Origin of the sequence: Streptomyces sp. NPDC058534 (genome assembly GCF_042717365.1) — a bacterium.
Lineage (GTDB): Bacteria > Actinomycetota > Actinomycetes > Streptomycetales > Streptomycetaceae > Streptomyces.
This window is the reverse complement of record NZ_JBHXNW010000051.1, coordinates 12,672-26,817: the sequence shown is the minus strand read 5'-3', so window position 1 is coordinate 26,817 and position 14,146 is coordinate 12,672. Positions and strand designations below refer to the sequence as shown.

The following is a 14,146-nucleotide window of genomic DNA, read 5'->3' as shown; positions in this document are numbered from 1 at the left end:
ACGCATCATCCGACCCGCCACCCGAAGGAGTGAACCCCGGACGGGAGTTGGTGGGCAAGTTCCCCTGGCGCGTGCGACACGGGTGTGCGGCGTGCCGGTTGGACGTCTGCGACAGGCGGTGGCACTATGTGCCGCCACGCGTCGTCCGGGCCTGGAATTCCACCTCAAATCAGGCGCCTGACCTGCGTCACCGCGTCGGTTCCGGGGGAATCCGTGGAGGGTGCCAGCCTTTGGCGGAGGCTGTGAAGGGGTCGTGCAGACTGGCCGGATGCGCACCGAACTCGTCTCCGAACCCGGACTGGCCGACCACCCCAACGAGGACTTCGCGAGCGTCGGACTACCGGCCTCGGGGCAGGGCGGCTCACTCGTCGTGCTGGACGGGGTGACGCCCCCGCGGACCGGGACGGGATGTCTGCATTCCGTGCCCTGGTTCACGGCTCACCTCGGCGGCGCGCTGACCGAACTGACCGTTTCACTGCTGGATGTCCCCCTCGTCGACGCGCTGTCCCGCGCCATCGCGCGTACCTCCGCGGCACACGCGGAAACCTGTGACCTTTCTCACCCGCGCACCCCGCAGGCAACCGTGGTCCTCGCCCGCTGGTCCCCCGCCGAGGTCGAGTTCCTGGTCCTCTCCGACTCCGCCCTGCTGGTGGAGGCTCCCGACGGCACGGTCTCGGCCGTCCTGGACGACCGGCTGGCCAGGCTCCCCCGCTCGGCGCTCGCCACGGACGCGATGGTGGACGCCAACCTGCGCAACAAGGAGGGGGGCTTCTTCACGGCGGCAGCCGATCCGGCGGTGGCGGCGCGCGCGGTGACGGGGGTGCTGCCGCGCGGCGAGGTGCGGACCCTTGCGGCGCTGACGGACGGGGCCGCGCGGTGGGTGGAGAAGTTCCGGGAGGGCGACTGGACGGACTGCCTCACGCTGCTGCGCAAACAGGGCGCGCAGGCCCTGGTGGACCGCGTACGGGAGCTGGAACGGACGGACGCGGCGGACGCCCGCGCGCACCTCGGCCGCAGCAAGACCCACGACGACGCGACGGTCGTCTACGCGGAGCTGTGACGCGGGAGCGGGGCTACTTCTCCATCCCGCGGTTCAGTTCGTGCAGCAGCCGGGCCAGTTCCGAGACCTCGCGCGGGTCCCAGTCGGCGAGCCGGCCGGCGTAGCGGGCGCGGCGGGCCTCGCGTACGCGGCCGACGCGGTCCTGGCCCTCCGGGGTGAGGGTGACGAGCCAGGCGCGGCCGTCGGCGGGGTCGGGTTCGCGGGCGACGAGGCCGAGTTCCTCCAGGGCGCGCAGTTGCCGGGACATGGTCGCCTTGCCGACGCCGATGTAGGCGGCGAGGTCGGTGGCGCGCTGCCCGCCGCACTCGCCGAGCCGCACGAGAAGGCCGTACGCGGACGACTCCAGGTCGGGGTGGACCTCCCGGGCCATCTCGCCCTGGTTGGCCCGGGCGCGCCGCAGCAGCACCGTCAACTCCCGCTCCAGCGCCAGGAACTCCGGCTGGTTCACACCACTTCCGGCAAGCTCGGACTCGACTCCGCGACCGTCGCCGTTGCCGTCTTCGTGCACGTCAGCCCCTGACTCGGTTCTTCCCGGTTTTCCCGGTCCTGAAAGTTTCCGCCACGGCCCGCCATCGCCGCAGCTTGGCAAGTATTTCGCAGGCTTAGACCAACGGCAGCTTCCGGTCCCCCTTCCCACCGCCCGTTCTACGTGCGTAGCGTCTTCACCGGAGCCCCTGAATGGCATGCCCACGCCACACGCGGGTTCTCCTCCCCACTCGCGCATCCCCCACCGAGCACCACCGAGCCATCGGAGGCACGTCATGCTCGTGCACAGATCCGGATCGGCCCGCGGCCGGCGTCTCGCCGTCACCGGGATCCTGCTCGCCGCCCTCTCCCTGGTGTCCGCCCTCCCCGCGCAGGCGTCGTCGGCCGCCGACACCCCGCCCCGCGGCTCCGCCCACATGGGCATGGGCGTCCTGGAACACGACGGGAGCCACGGCACCCCGGTCCCGGGCGGCGCCGCCCAGACGGAGGGCGTCGACGTCTCCAGCCACCAGGGCAACGTCGCCTGGTCGACCCTGTGGAACAGCGGGGTCAAGTGGGCCTACGTCAAGGCCACCGAGGGGACGTACTACACCAACCCGTACTTCGCCCAGCAGTACAACGGCTCGTACAACGTCGGCATGATCCGCGGCGCCTACCACTTCGCCACCCCGGACAGCGCGAGCGGCGCCGCCCAGGCCAACTACTTCGTCGACCACGGCGGCGGCTGGTCCCGCGACGGCAGGACGCTGCCGGGTGCGCTGGACATCGAGTGGAACCCGTACGGCGCCGCCTGCTACGGCAAGTCGCAGAGCCAGATGGTGTCGTGGATCCGGGACTTCCTGACCACGTACAAGGCCCGCACCGGCCGTGACGCCGTGATCTACACGGCCACCAGCTGGTGGACCCAGTGCACCGGCAACTACGGCGGCTTCGCGGCGAACAACCCGCTGTGGATCGCCCGGTACGCCGCGTCGGTGGGCACGCTGCCGGCCGGCTGGGGCTACTACACGATGTGGCAGTACACGTCGTCCGGTCCGACGGTCGGCGACCACAACAGGTTCAACGGCGCGCTCGACCGCGTGCGGGCGCTCGCCAACGGCTGACACGACGCCGGCGCCGGTCGCCCGCCCGAGGGGGAGGGCGCCCGGCGCCGGCCTGCGTGACCGGGCCGGGTCACCCGCCCTCGCCCCCGCGCCTCCCGGTCCGCACCGCGCCGACGCTCGCCGCCACCACCAGCGCGACGGCCAGGCACTGCGGCAGGGAGAGGCCCTGGTCCAGGACGAGGAAGCCGGCCAGCGCCGCGATCGCCGGGGCCACGCTCATCAGGACCGCGAAGGTGGGTGCCGGGAGCCGCCGCAGGGCCAGGAGTTCCAGGGTGTAGGGCAGTCCGGAGGAGAGCAGGGCCACGGCCGCCCCGAGGGCGAGCACCGACGGCTGGAGCAGCGCCGTACCCGCCGACCCGATCCCCAGGGGCAGGCTCAGCAGGGCGGCCACGGTCATCGCCAGGGCCAGCCCGTCGAGGCGGGCGAAGCGGGCACCGGCCCGGGCGTTGAAGACGATGTACGCCGCCCACATCGCACCCGCGCCGAGCGCGAGGGCGACGCCCGCCGGGCTCAGTTCGGCGAAGCCCTCGTGCCCGAGGAGGACGACCCCGGCGAGGGCCAGCGCGGCCCAGACCAGGCTCAGGGCGTGGCGGGCGCCGAACATGCTCAGGGCGAGCGGGCCGAGCACCTCCAGGGTGACGGCCGGGCCGAGCGGGATCCGTTCGATCGCCTGGTAGAAGAGGAGGTTCATGCCGCCCAGGGCCACCCCGAACGCGGTCACGACGGCCCAATCGGAGCGGCTGTGGCCGCGCAGGCGGGGGCGGCAGACCGCCATCAGCAGCAGCGCGGCGAGCGTCACCCGCAGCGCCACCACGCCGAAGGCACCGGCCTGCGGGAACAGCAGGGCGGCCACGGCCGACCCGAACTGCACGGAGACGGTGCCGGCCAGCACCATCGCGATGCCGCTGAGGCTGCCCGCGCCGGGCGGGGCGAGGGCGGTGCGGGAGGCGGGCGGGACCGCGGGGTGCGCGGCGAGGGCCGCGGGGGTCGTCTCTGCCATGGCCCCCACGCTAGGAATCCGGGCGTGGCCCGTGAAATGCCTGTTGGTCCGTGGTTATGCTCGTGAGGCATGACCATGGAGCTGCGCCATCTGCGGGCCTTCCTCGCGATCGCCGAGGAGGGCACGATCACGCGCGCCGCCGCGCGCCTGCACACCGGTCAGCCTGCGCTGTCCCGCACCCTGCGCCAGCTGGAGACCCACCTCGGCACCCGCCTCGTCGACCGCTCCACGCACCACCTGGAGCTGACGGCCGCGGGCCGGCACTTCCGGGACCGGGCCGCGGCCGCGCTGGCCGCGGTGGACGCGGTGTTCGACCCGCGTTCGCTGGGCGCGCTGCCGCTGCGCCTGGGCCACCCCTGGGCGGCGCTCGGCGACCACACCGTCCCGTTGCTGCGCCGCTGGGACGAGGAGCACCCGGACGTACCGCTGGAGCTGCGCCGGATCGACGACCGCACGGCCGGGCTGACCCGCGGCGAGGTCGACGTGGCGCTGCTGCGCGGGGCGCTGGACGCGCCCGGACTGGTCACGGAGCTGCTGAAGCGGGAGGAGCGGGTGGCGGTGGTTCCCGCGGACAGCGAGCCGGCCGGACGGGAGACCCTGACGCTGGCGGACCTCCGGGCGTGGCCGATCGCGCTGAACACGGTGGCCGGGACCACCACGCTCGATCTGTGGCCGCCGGAGGTGCGGCCCACGGCGACGATCGAGGTCACCAACACGGACGAGTGGCTGACCGCGATCGCCGCGGGCCGGGCCGTCGGCGTCTCGACCTCGGCCACCCCCCGGCTGCACATCCACCCCGCGATCGCCTACCGCCCCCTGACCGACGCGCCGCCGGTCCCCCTGGTGCTGGCCTGGAAGCGCGGCACCCCGACCCACCCGGCCATCCCCGACCTGGTCCGCCTGGCCCGCGAGGTGGTCCCCGAGGGGTAGGTGCCACGGCCCCGGCACACATGGCACACATGGCGTGGGCACACATGGCGTGGGCACACATGGCGTGGGCACACATGGCGAAGGCCCGGGCCCCCTCACGGGAACCTGGGCCTTCGTCTCATCCGGCCGCGTCTGTCACGCCGCGACCGGAGTAGTACGCGCCGCCCCGTTGGTCGCGGGGGCGAGCGCCAGTTCCAGCACCTGCCGGACGTCGCTGACGGCGTGGACGTCGAGCTTGTCCAGGACCTCCGCCGGGACGTCGTCCAGGTCGGGCTCGTTGCGCTTGGGGATGATCACCGTGGTGACCCCCGCCCGGTGCGCCGCGAGCAGCTTCTGCTTGACCCCGCCGATCGGCAGGACACGTCCGGTCAGCGAGACCTCGCCGGTCATCGCCACGTCGGTGCGGACCAGCCGGCCGGACAGCAGCGAGGCGAGGGCCGTGGTCATGGTGACGCCGGCGCTCGGGCCGTCCTTGGGGACCGCGCCCGCCGGGAAGTGGATGTGCGCGCCCCGGTCCTTCAGGTCGCCCACCGGCAGTTCCAGTTCGGCGCCGTGGCTGCGCAGGAAGCTCAGCGCGATCTGCGCCGACTCCTTCATCACGTCGCCCAGCTGACCGGTCAGGGTCAGCCCCGCCGCGCCCGTCTCCGGGTCGGCCAGCGACGCCTCGACGTAGAGGACGTCGCCGCCCGCGCCGGTGACCGCGAGGCCGGTGGCCACGCCGGGCACCGAGGTGCGCCGCTCCGCCGGGTCCTGGGCGGACTCGGGCACGTGGTGCGGCCGGCCGATCAGCGCGCGCAGGTCGGCGTCGGTGACGGTGAAGGGCAGGTCCCGCTCGCCCAGTTCGTGCTGGGCCGCCACCTTGCGCAGCAGCCGGGCGATCGACCGCTCCAGGGTGCGCACGCCCGCCTCACGGGTGTACTCGCCCGCGAGCTTGCGCAGCGCGCCCTCTTCGACCGTGACCTCCTCGCCGTCGAGTCCGGCCCGCTCCAGCTGGCGCGGGAGCAGGTGGTCACGGGCGATGACGACCTTCTCGTCCTCGGTGTAGCCGTCGAGGCGGACCAGCTCCATGCGGTCGAGCAGGGCCTCCGGGATGGCCTCCAGGACGTTGGCGGTGGCGAGGAAGACGACGTCGGACAGGTCCAGCTCGACCTCCAGGTAGTGGTCCCGGAAGGTGTGGTTCTGGGCCGGGTCGAGGACTTCGAGCAGGGCCGCGGCGGGGTCGCCGCGGAAGTCGGAGCCGACCTTGTCGATCTCGTCGAGGAGGACGACCGGGTTCATGGACCCCGCCTCCTTGATCGCCCGCACGATCCGGCCGGGCAGTGCGCCGACGTACGTACGCCGGTGGCCGCGGATCTCGGCCTCGTCGCGGACGCCGCCGAGGGCGACGCGGACGAACTTGCGGCCCATCGCGTGGGCGACGGACTCGCCGAGCGAGGTCTTGCCGACGCCGGGCGGGCCCACCAGGGCCAGCACGGCACCGCCCCCCCGTCGCCCACCACCACCCTCAACCGAGGCGCTACGCGCCCCCTCCTCGTTTCGCCGGCCGCCGACGACGCCGAAGCCCCGGTCGCCGCGCCGCTTGCGCACGGCGAGGTACTCGGTGATGCGCTCCTTCACGTCCGCCAGGCCCGCGTGCTCGGCGTCGAGCACGGCCTGGGCGCCCTGGATGTCGTAGGCGTCCTCGGTGCGCTCGCTCCACGGCATCTCAAGGACCGTGTCGAGCCAGGTGCGGATCCAGGAGCCCTCGGGCGACTGGTCGGAGGACCGCTCCAGCTTGTCGACCTCCTTGAGCGCGGCCTCGCGGACCTTCTCGGGCAGGTCGGCGGCCTCGACGCGGGCGCGGTAGTCGTCGGACTCCTCGGCAGCATCCTTGCCTGCCTCGCCGTTGATCTCGCGCAGCTCCTTGCGTACCGCGTCGAGCTGGCGGCGCAGCAGGAACTCCCGCTGCTGCTTGTCGACGCCCTCCTGGACGTCCTTGGCGATGGTCTCGGCGACGTCCTGCTCGGCGAGGTGGTCGCGCAGCTGCTGGGTGGCGAGCTTCAGGCGGGCGACCGGGTCGGCGGTCTCCAGCAGCCCGATCTTCTGCTCGGTGCTGAGGAACGGCGAGTAACCGGAGTTGTCGGCGAGCGCGGAGACGTCGTCGATGGCCTGGACGCGGTCGACGACCTGCCAGGCGCCGCGCTTGCGCAGCCAGGCGGTGGCGAGGGCCTTGTACTCCTTCACCAGCTCGGCGACCTGGCCGGGCAGGGGGTCGGGCACGGTCTCGTCGACGCGGGTGCCCTCGACCCAGAGCGCGGCGCCGGGACCGGTGGTGCCGGCGCCGATCGCCACCCGGCCCCGGCCGCGGATCAGGGCGCCCGGGTCGCCGTCGGCCAGCCTGCCGACCTGCTCGACGGTGCCGAGGACGCCGGTGGCGGCGTGGGTGCCGTCGATGCGCGGGACGAGCAGGACCCTGGGTTTGCCGGGCTCGGACCGGGCGGCGGCCTGGGCGGCCTCCACCGCGGCCCGTACCTCGGCGTCGCTCAGGTCCAGGGGGACGACCATGCCGGGCAGGACCACTTCGTCGTCGAGCGGCAGCACGGGCAGGGCGAGCGGTGTGAAGGCGGCGGACTCAGCAGCCATGATCTCCCCTTCGGCAGTCAAGTTGAGTTACATCGACTCAATGAAAGGGAGTCCCTGATTGTTCCCCGGGGGTCGTTCGCTCTGAGCGATCAGTGGTCCGGGGCCTTCCGGACCCTGTGGACGGCAGCGCCCTCGGCCGCCACGGCATTCCCTGCCAGGATGGGCCGATGGCCATCACTCCCCCCGACTTCCGCGAGGCCCCCGAGGTGCTTGACCGCCGCGAGGGTCCGTACGGCGAGGTCGTCCTGCGCCGGCACGGGGCGCTGCTCCAGATCATCGCGAACGGCTGTTTCCTGATGGACACCTCCGACGGGCGCTCGGAGCGGCGGCTGGTCGACGCGGCGACCGACGCGCTCGCCGGGTCCGGCGGACCGACCGCGCCGCACCTGCTCATCGGCGGTCTCGGCGTCGGCTTCTCGCTCGCGCACGCGGCGGCCGACGCCCGCTGGGGCCGGATCGTGGTCGTCGAACGCGAGCCCGCCGTCATCGACTGGCACCGCGACGGACCGCTCTCCGCGCTGTCCGCGCGGGCGCTGGCCGATCCGCGCGCGGAGGTCGTCGAGGCGGACCTGGTGACGTACGTCAATGAGACTTCCGACACGTACGACGCGCTCTGTCTGGACATCGACAACGGCCCCGGCTGGACCGTCACCGAGGGCAACGACGGGCTGTACGCACCGTCCGGACTGGCGGGCTGCGCACGGCTGTTGAGACCCGGCGGGGTGCTTGCCGTATGGTCTGCGCAGCCCTCTCCGGAATTCGAAGAAACCTTGCGTAATGCCGGATTCCAGCAGGTGCGTACCGAAGAGATCCCCGTTGCCCGGGGCGTTCCGGACGTCGTCCACCTCGGCGTCGGTCCTGGATAGCAATGCCGTGGGGACTCCCCGTACGCTGCTGCTCTGACGCGGATCATTCAAGCGTCAAGCGCAGTCATGGGATCACCCCACGGATTCCGGAAAGCACACCTCAGGGGCGGGCGATGGAGCAGACACAGACCTCCCACAACGGCTCGGCCGCTGCCACCCAGGGCGCACAGCGCCGGGTGCTGGTGGTCGAGGACGACCAGACGATCGTGGACGCCATCGCGACCCGCCTGCGCGCCGAGGGGTTCCTGGTGCAGACGGCGGGCGACGGTCCGTCCGCCGTCGACACGGCCGAGGCCTGGCAGCCCGACCTGCTGATCCTCGACATCATGCTGCCGGGCTTCGACGGCCTGGAGGTCTGCCGGCGCGTGCAGGCCCAGCGGCCGGTGCCGGTGATGATGCTCACCGCGCGCGACGACGAGACGGACATGCTGGTCGGGCTCGGCGTGGGTGCCGACGACTACATGACCAAGCCGTTCTCGATGCGCGAGCTGGCCGCACGCGTGCACGTGCTGCTGCGCCGGGTGGAGCGGGCCGTCGTGGCCGCCTCGACGCCGCGCAGCGGCATCCTGCGCCTCGGCGAGCTGGAGATCGACCACGCGCAGCGCCGGGTGCGCGTGCGCAGCGAGGACGTCCACCTGACCCCCACCGAGTTCGACCTGCTGGTCTGCCTGGCGAACACCCCGCGCGCGGTGCTCTCCCGTGAACAGCTGCTGGCCGAGGTGTGGGACTGGGCGGACGCCTCCGGCACCCGGACCGTGGACAGCCACATCAAGGCGCTGCGCCGGAAGATCGGCGCCGAGCGCATCCGTACCGTGCACGGCGTGGGCTACGCGCTGGAGACCCCGACGCCATGAGCCGAGGGCGGGAGGCCGCACGGAGGAGCCCCGGCCCCCGATCCACCGGGGAGCCCTGGGGCGGCGTACGCCCGTTCTCGGTCAAGACCAAGCTGGGCGCGCTGGTCGTCACATCGGTGCTGATCACCACCGGTCTCTCGGTGATCGCAGTGCACACCAAGACGGAGCTGCGCTTCATCACGGTCTTCTCGATGATCGCCACGCTGCTGATCACCCAGTTCGTGGCCCACTCGCTGACCGCGCCGCTGGACGAGATGAACGCGGTGGCCCGGTCCATCTCGCACGGCGACTACACGCGCCGGGTGCGCGAGAACCGCCGCGACGAGCTGGGCGACCTGGCCGGCACCATCAACCGCATGGCCGACGACCTGGAGGCGCAGGACCTCCAGCGCAAGGAGCTGGTCGCGAACGTCTCGCACGAGCTGCGCACGCCGATCGCGGGCCTGCGCGCGGTGCTGGAGAACATCGTCGACGGCATCACCGAGGCCGACCCGGAGACCATGCGGACGGCGCTCGGGCAGACCGAGCGGCTCGGCCGGCTGGTGGAGACGCTGCTGGACCTCTCCCGCCTGGACAACGGCGTGATACCGCTGCGCAGGCGGCGCTTCGAGGTGTGGCCGTACCTCTCCGGCGTGCTCAAGGAGGCCAACATGGTCGCGTCGGCCCGCGCGGGCATCGCCTCCGGCTCGGGCAGCCACACGCGTACCGACGTGCACCTGGCGCTCGACGTCTTCCCGCCGGAGCTGACCGCGCACGCCGACCCCGAGCGCATCCACCAGGTCGTCGCCAACCTCATCGACAACGCGGTCAAGCACAGCCCGCCGCACGGCCGCGTGACGGTCCGGGCGCGCCGCGGGGAGCTGCCCGAATCGCTTGAGCTGGAGGTTCTCGACGAAGGCCCCGGTATTCCGCGCTCGGAGTGGCGCCGGGTGTTCGAGCGGTTCAACCGGGGTTCGGTGTCCCGGCCGCACGGTCCGGGCAGCGACGGCGGCACCGGTCTCGGCCTGGCCATCGCGCGCTGGGCGGTGGATCTGCACGGCGGCCGGATCGGCGTGGCCGAATCCGAGCGCGGCTGCCGGATTCTCATCACTCTTCCGGGCCTGCCGTCGACGCAGGGTTGACGTAGGGTTCGAAGCGGAGCTTCAAGATCCACGAGTATCCGTCCTGGCGGACACGTGTGATCAGGGACAGGCCCGCGTTTTCCCGGCGCCGGGTCCCGCTCCGCCCTTCCCACACGCAGCAGAACCTCGCTTGTTTCCCGCCATTTCCAGCGCCGAAACACCGTCCGCGATGTGACTTACGCGACGATGAACGGGCCCGACCTGACCTTCGGGGTCGGCAAGGCGTAGCCTTGATTCCCGCTGTCCACCATCTTGTGAAGCGGAAGAGGGCGGTTCTCGCCGTGTCGCCACAGTCCCCCAGTAACTCGAGTATCTCGACCGACACCGATCAAGCGGGCAAGAACCCCGCTGCCGCGTTCGGTGCCAACGAGTGGCTCGTTGACGAGATCTATCAGCAGTACCTCCAGGACCCGAATTCCGTGGACCGAGCCTGGTGGGACTTCTTCGCCGACTACAAGCCAGGGGCGCCCGCGGCCCAGGCCGCCGCCCCCGGCGCCACGGCCACGGACTCCGGCAGCGCGCCACAGGCCGCCCCCGCACCACAGGCGCAGGCTCCCGCCCCGGCCCAGCCGAAGGCGGCCCCCCAGGCGGCCGCCCCCGCGAAGCCCGCCGCCGCGGCGCCGGCGGCTCCGGCCGCCAAGCCCGCTGCCGCGCCGGCCAAGCCCGCCGCGCAGCCGCAGGCGAAGGCCGCCGCGCCCGCCAAGGACGCCACCGCCGCCCCCGAGGGCCCCGAGCTGGTGACCCTGCGCGGCCCGGCCGCCGCGGTCGCGAAGAACATGAACGCCTCGCTGGAGCTGCCCACGGCCACGTCCGTGCGCGCCGTCCCGGTGAAGCTGCTGTTCGACAACCGCATCGTCATCAACAACCACCTCAAGCGGGCCCGGGGCGGGAAGATCTCCTTCACGCACCTGATCGGCTACGCGATGGTGCAGGCCATCAAGGCCATGCCGACGATGAACCACTCGTTCGGCGAGAAGGACGGCAAGCCGACCCTCGTCAAGCCGGCGCACGTCAACCTCGGCCTCGCCATCGACCTGGTCAAGCCCAACGGCGACCGCCAGCTGGTCGTCGCGGCGATCAAGAAGGCCGAGACGCTGAACTTCTTCGAGTTCTGGCAGGCCTACGAGGACATCGTCCGCCGCGCCCGCGACGGCAAGCTGACGATGGACGACTTCTCCGGCGTCACGGTCTCCCTGACCAACCCCGGCGGCCTCGGCACCGTCCACTCGGTGCCGCGCCTGATGCCCGGCCAGGCGGTCATCATGGGCGTCGGCTCCATGGACTACCCCGCGGAGTTCCAGGGCACCAGCCAGGACACCCTGAACAAGCTCGGCATCTCGAAGGTCATGACGCTGACGTCGACCTACGACCACCGGGTCATCCAGGGCGCCGCCTCCGGCGAGTTCCTGCGCCAGGTCGCCAACCTGCTCCTCGGCGAGAACGGCTTCTACGACGAGATCTTCAAGGCGCTGCGCATCCCCTACGAGCCGGTCCGCTGGCTCAAGGACATCGACGCCAGCCACGACGACGACGTCACCAAGGCCGCCCGGGTCTTCGAGCTGATCCACTCCTACCGGGTCCGCGGCCACGTCATGGCCGACACCGACCCGCTGGAGTACCAGCAGCGCAAGCACCCCGACCTGGACATCACCGAGCACGGGCTCACCCTGTGGGACCTGGAGCGCGAGTTCGCGGTCGGCGGCTTCGCCGGCAAGTCCCTGATGAAGCTGCGCGACATCCTCGGCGTGCTGCGCGACTCGTACTGCCGCACCACCGGCATCGAGTTCATGCACATCCAGGACCCGAAGCAGCGCAAGTGGATCCAGGACCGCATCGAGCGCTCGCACACCAAGCCGGAGCGCGAGGAGCAGCTGCGCATCCTGCGCCGGCTGAACGCGGCGGAGGCCTTCGAGACCTTCCTGCAGACGAAGTACGTCGGCCAGAAGCGCTTCTCCCTGGAGGGCGGCGAGTCCGTCATCCCGCTGCTCGACGCGGTCATCGACTCGGCGGCCGAGTCCCGCCTGGACGAGGTCGTCGTCGGCATGGCCCACCGCGGCCGGCTGAACGTGCTGGCCAACGTCGTCGGCAAGTCGTACGCGCAGATCTTCCGCGAGTTCGAGGGCAACCTCGACCCGAAGTCGATGCACGGCTCCGGTGACGTGAAGTACCACCTGGGCGCCGAGGGCACCTTCACCGGCCTGGACGGCGAGCAGATCAAGGTCTCGCTGGTCGCCAACCCCTCGCACCTGGAGGCGGTCGACCCGATCCTGGAGGGCGTCTCGCGCGCCAAGCAGGACATCATCAACAAGGGCGGCACGGACTTCACCGTCCTGCCGGTGGCGATCCACGGCGACGCGGCCTTCGCGGGCCAGGGCGTGGTGGCCGAGACCCTGAACATGTCGCAGCTGCGCGGCTACCGCACCGGCGGCACGGTCCACGTCGTCATCAACAACCAGGTCGGCTTCACCGCCGCCCCGGAGTCCTCGCGCTCCTCCATGTACGCTACCGACGTGGCCCGCATGATCGAGGCCCCGATCTTCCACGTGAACGGCGACGACCCGGAGGCCTGCGTCCGCGTGGCGCGGCTGGCCTTCGAGTTCCGTCAGGCGTTCAACAAGGACGTGGTGATCGACCTCATCTGCTACCGCCGCCGCGGTCACAACGAGACCGACAACCCGGCCTTCACCCAGCCGCTGATGTACGACCTGATCGACAAGAAGCGCTCGGTGCGCAAGCTCTACACCGAGTCGCTCATCGGTCGCGGCGACATCACCCTGGAAGAGGCCGAGCAGGCGCTCCAGGACTACCAGGGCCAGCTGGAGAAGGTCTTCACCGAGGTCCGCGAGGCCGCGTCCCAGCCGGCCGCCGCGGAGCCCTCGGAGCCGCAGGCCGAGTTCCCGGTCACGGTGAACACCGCGGTCACCGCCGAGACGGTCAAGCGGATCGCCGAGTCCCAGGTCAACATCCCCGACCACGTCACCGTGCACCCGCGGCTGCTGCCGCAGCTGCAGCGCCGGGCGGCGATGGTCGAGGACGGCACGATCGACTGGGGCATGGGCGAGACCCTCGCCGTCGGCTCGCTGCTCCTGGAGGGCGTCCCGGTCCGGCTGTCCGGCCAGGACTCGCAGCGCGGCACCTTCGGCCAGCGCCACGCGGTCGTCATCGACCGTGAGACGGGCGACGAGTTCACGCCGCTGCTGTACCTGTCCGAGGACCAGGCCCGGTACAACGTCTACAACTCGCTGCTCTCCGAGTACGCGGTGATGGGCTTCGAGTACGGCTACTCGCTGACCCGCCCCGAGGCGCTGGTGATGTGGGAGGCGCAGTTCGGCGACTTCGTCAACGGCGCGCAGACGGTCGTGGACGAGTTCATCTCCTCGGCCGAGCAGAAGTGGAACCAGACCTCCGGCGTGACCCTCCTCCTGCCGCACGGCTACGAGGGCCAGGGTCCGGACCACTCCTCGGCCCGCCCGGAGCGGTTCCTCCAGCTCTGCGCGCAGAACAACATGACGGTCGCGATGCCGACCCTGCCGTCGAACTACTTCCACCTCCTGCGGTGGCAGGTGCACAACCCGCACCACAAGCCGCTGGTCGTCTTCACCCCGAAGTCGATGCTGCGCCTGAAGGCCGCGGCCTCGAAGGCGGAGGAGTTCACGACGGGCCAGTTCCGCCCGGTCATCGGCGACGACTCGGTCGACCCGGCCGCCGTCAAGAAGGTCGTCTTCTGCTCCGGCAAGGTCTACTACGACCTCGACGCCGAGCGGAAGAAGCGCGGCGTGACGGACACGGCCATCCTCCGCATCGAGCGCCTGTACCCGCTGCCGGGTGCCGAGCTCCAGGCGGAGATCGCCAAGTACCCGAACGCCGAGAAGTACCTGTGGACGCAGGAGGAGCCGGCGAACCAGGGTTTCTGGCCGTTCATCGCGCTCAACCTGATCGACCACCTGGACCTGGCGGTCGGCGCCGACATCCCGCACGGCGAGCGCCTGCGCCGGATCTCGCGCCCGCACGGCTCGTCCCCGGCCGTGGGTTCCGCCAAGCGGCACCAGGCCGAGCAGGAGCAGCTGGTGCGTGAGGTCTTCGAGGCCTGATCGCACACAGAGC

General features: G+C 71.7%; 10 protein-coding genes. 7 read left to right on the top strand and 3 right to left on the bottom strand.

Annotated features, from left to right (window positions below; genetic code table 11):
- Positions 1–268: 268 nt before the first annotated feature.
- Positions 269–1,060 (top strand): protein phosphatase 2C domain-containing protein, encoded by a 792-nt coding sequence (locus tag ACFWR9_RS27620; RefSeq protein WP_383846590.1) that lies wholly within the window; start codon positions 269–271, stop codon positions 1,058–1,060.
- Positions 1,061–1,073: 13 nt separating this feature from the next.
- Here the strand turns inward: ACFWR9_RS27620 and ACFWR9_RS27615 are convergent, their stop codons facing one another.
- A complete protein-coding gene (locus ACFWR9_RS27615; protein ID WP_383846589.1) occupies positions 1,074–1,568 on the bottom strand; it encodes a MarR family winged helix-turn-helix transcriptional regulator in 495 nt (164 codons plus the stop codon).
- A gap of 253 nt (positions 1,569–1,821) precedes the next feature.
- Between ACFWR9_RS27615 and ACFWR9_RS27610 the strand changes: the two genes are divergently transcribed.
- Positions 1,822–2,649, top strand: a complete 828-nt coding sequence (locus ACFWR9_RS27610; RefSeq protein WP_383846588.1) for a lysozyme — start codon at positions 1,822–1,824, stop codon at positions 2,647–2,649.
- A 70-nt stretch (positions 2,650–2,719) separates the two neighbouring features.
- Here ACFWR9_RS27610 and ACFWR9_RS27605 read toward each other — a convergent pair whose 3' ends face one another.
- Complete coding sequence (locus tag ACFWR9_RS27605; RefSeq protein WP_383846587.1) at positions 2,720–3,649, bottom strand: DMT family transporter; 930 nt, start codon at positions 3,647–3,649, stop codon at positions 2,720–2,722.
- A gap of 69 nt (positions 3,650–3,718) precedes the next feature.
- Here ACFWR9_RS27605 and ACFWR9_RS27600 point away from each other — a divergent pair, with 69 nt between their 5' ends.
- The gene (locus ACFWR9_RS27600; protein WP_383846586.1) at positions 3,719–4,579 is read left to right on the top strand and encodes a LysR family transcriptional regulator; all 861 of its coding nucleotides are present in this window, start codon (positions 3,719–3,721) and stop codon (positions 4,577–4,579) included.
- 135 nt (positions 4,580–4,714) lie between these two features.
- Here the strand turns inward: ACFWR9_RS27600 and lon are convergent, their stop codons facing one another.
- A complete protein-coding gene (gene lon, locus ACFWR9_RS27595) occupies positions 4,715–7,201 on the bottom strand; it encodes an endopeptidase La (RefSeq protein WP_383846585.1) in 2,487 nt (828 codons plus the stop codon).
- A 167-nt stretch (positions 7,202–7,368) separates the two neighbouring features.
- Here lon and ACFWR9_RS27590 point away from each other — a divergent pair, with 167 nt between their 5' ends.
- The 4 genes from ACFWR9_RS27590 to ACFWR9_RS27575 all read left to right on the top strand — a co-directional run bounded on the left by ACFWR9_RS27590 (position 7,369) and on the right by ACFWR9_RS27575 (position 14,133).
- Complete coding sequence (locus ACFWR9_RS27590; RefSeq protein ID WP_383846584.1) at positions 7,369–8,067, top strand: spermidine synthase; 699 nt, start codon at positions 7,369–7,371, stop codon at positions 8,065–8,067.
- Between the two features lie 113 nt (positions 8,068–8,180).
- Positions 8,181–8,921: a response regulator transcription factor gene (locus ACFWR9_RS27585; protein WP_064729795.1), complete on the top strand. Its 741-nt coding sequence runs from the start codon at positions 8,181–8,183 to the stop codon at positions 8,919–8,921.
- A complete protein-coding gene (locus ACFWR9_RS27580) occupies positions 8,918–10,042 on the top strand; it encodes a sensor histidine kinase (RefSeq protein WP_383846583.1) in 1,125 nt (374 codons plus the stop codon). The genes ACFWR9_RS27585 and ACFWR9_RS27580 overlap by 4 nt, the downstream gene beginning before the upstream one ends.
- 281 nt (positions 10,043–10,323) lie before the next feature.
- Positions 10,324–14,133 carry a multifunctional oxoglutarate decarboxylase/oxoglutarate dehydrogenase thiamine pyrophosphate-binding subunit/dihydrolipoyllysine-residue succinyltransferase subunit gene (locus ACFWR9_RS27575; RefSeq protein ID WP_383846582.1) on the top strand — a complete coding sequence of 1,270 codons (3,810 nt, stop codon included), beginning with the start codon at positions 10,324–10,326 and terminating at the stop codon, positions 14,131–14,133.
- Positions 14,134–14,146: the final 13 nt, after the last annotated feature.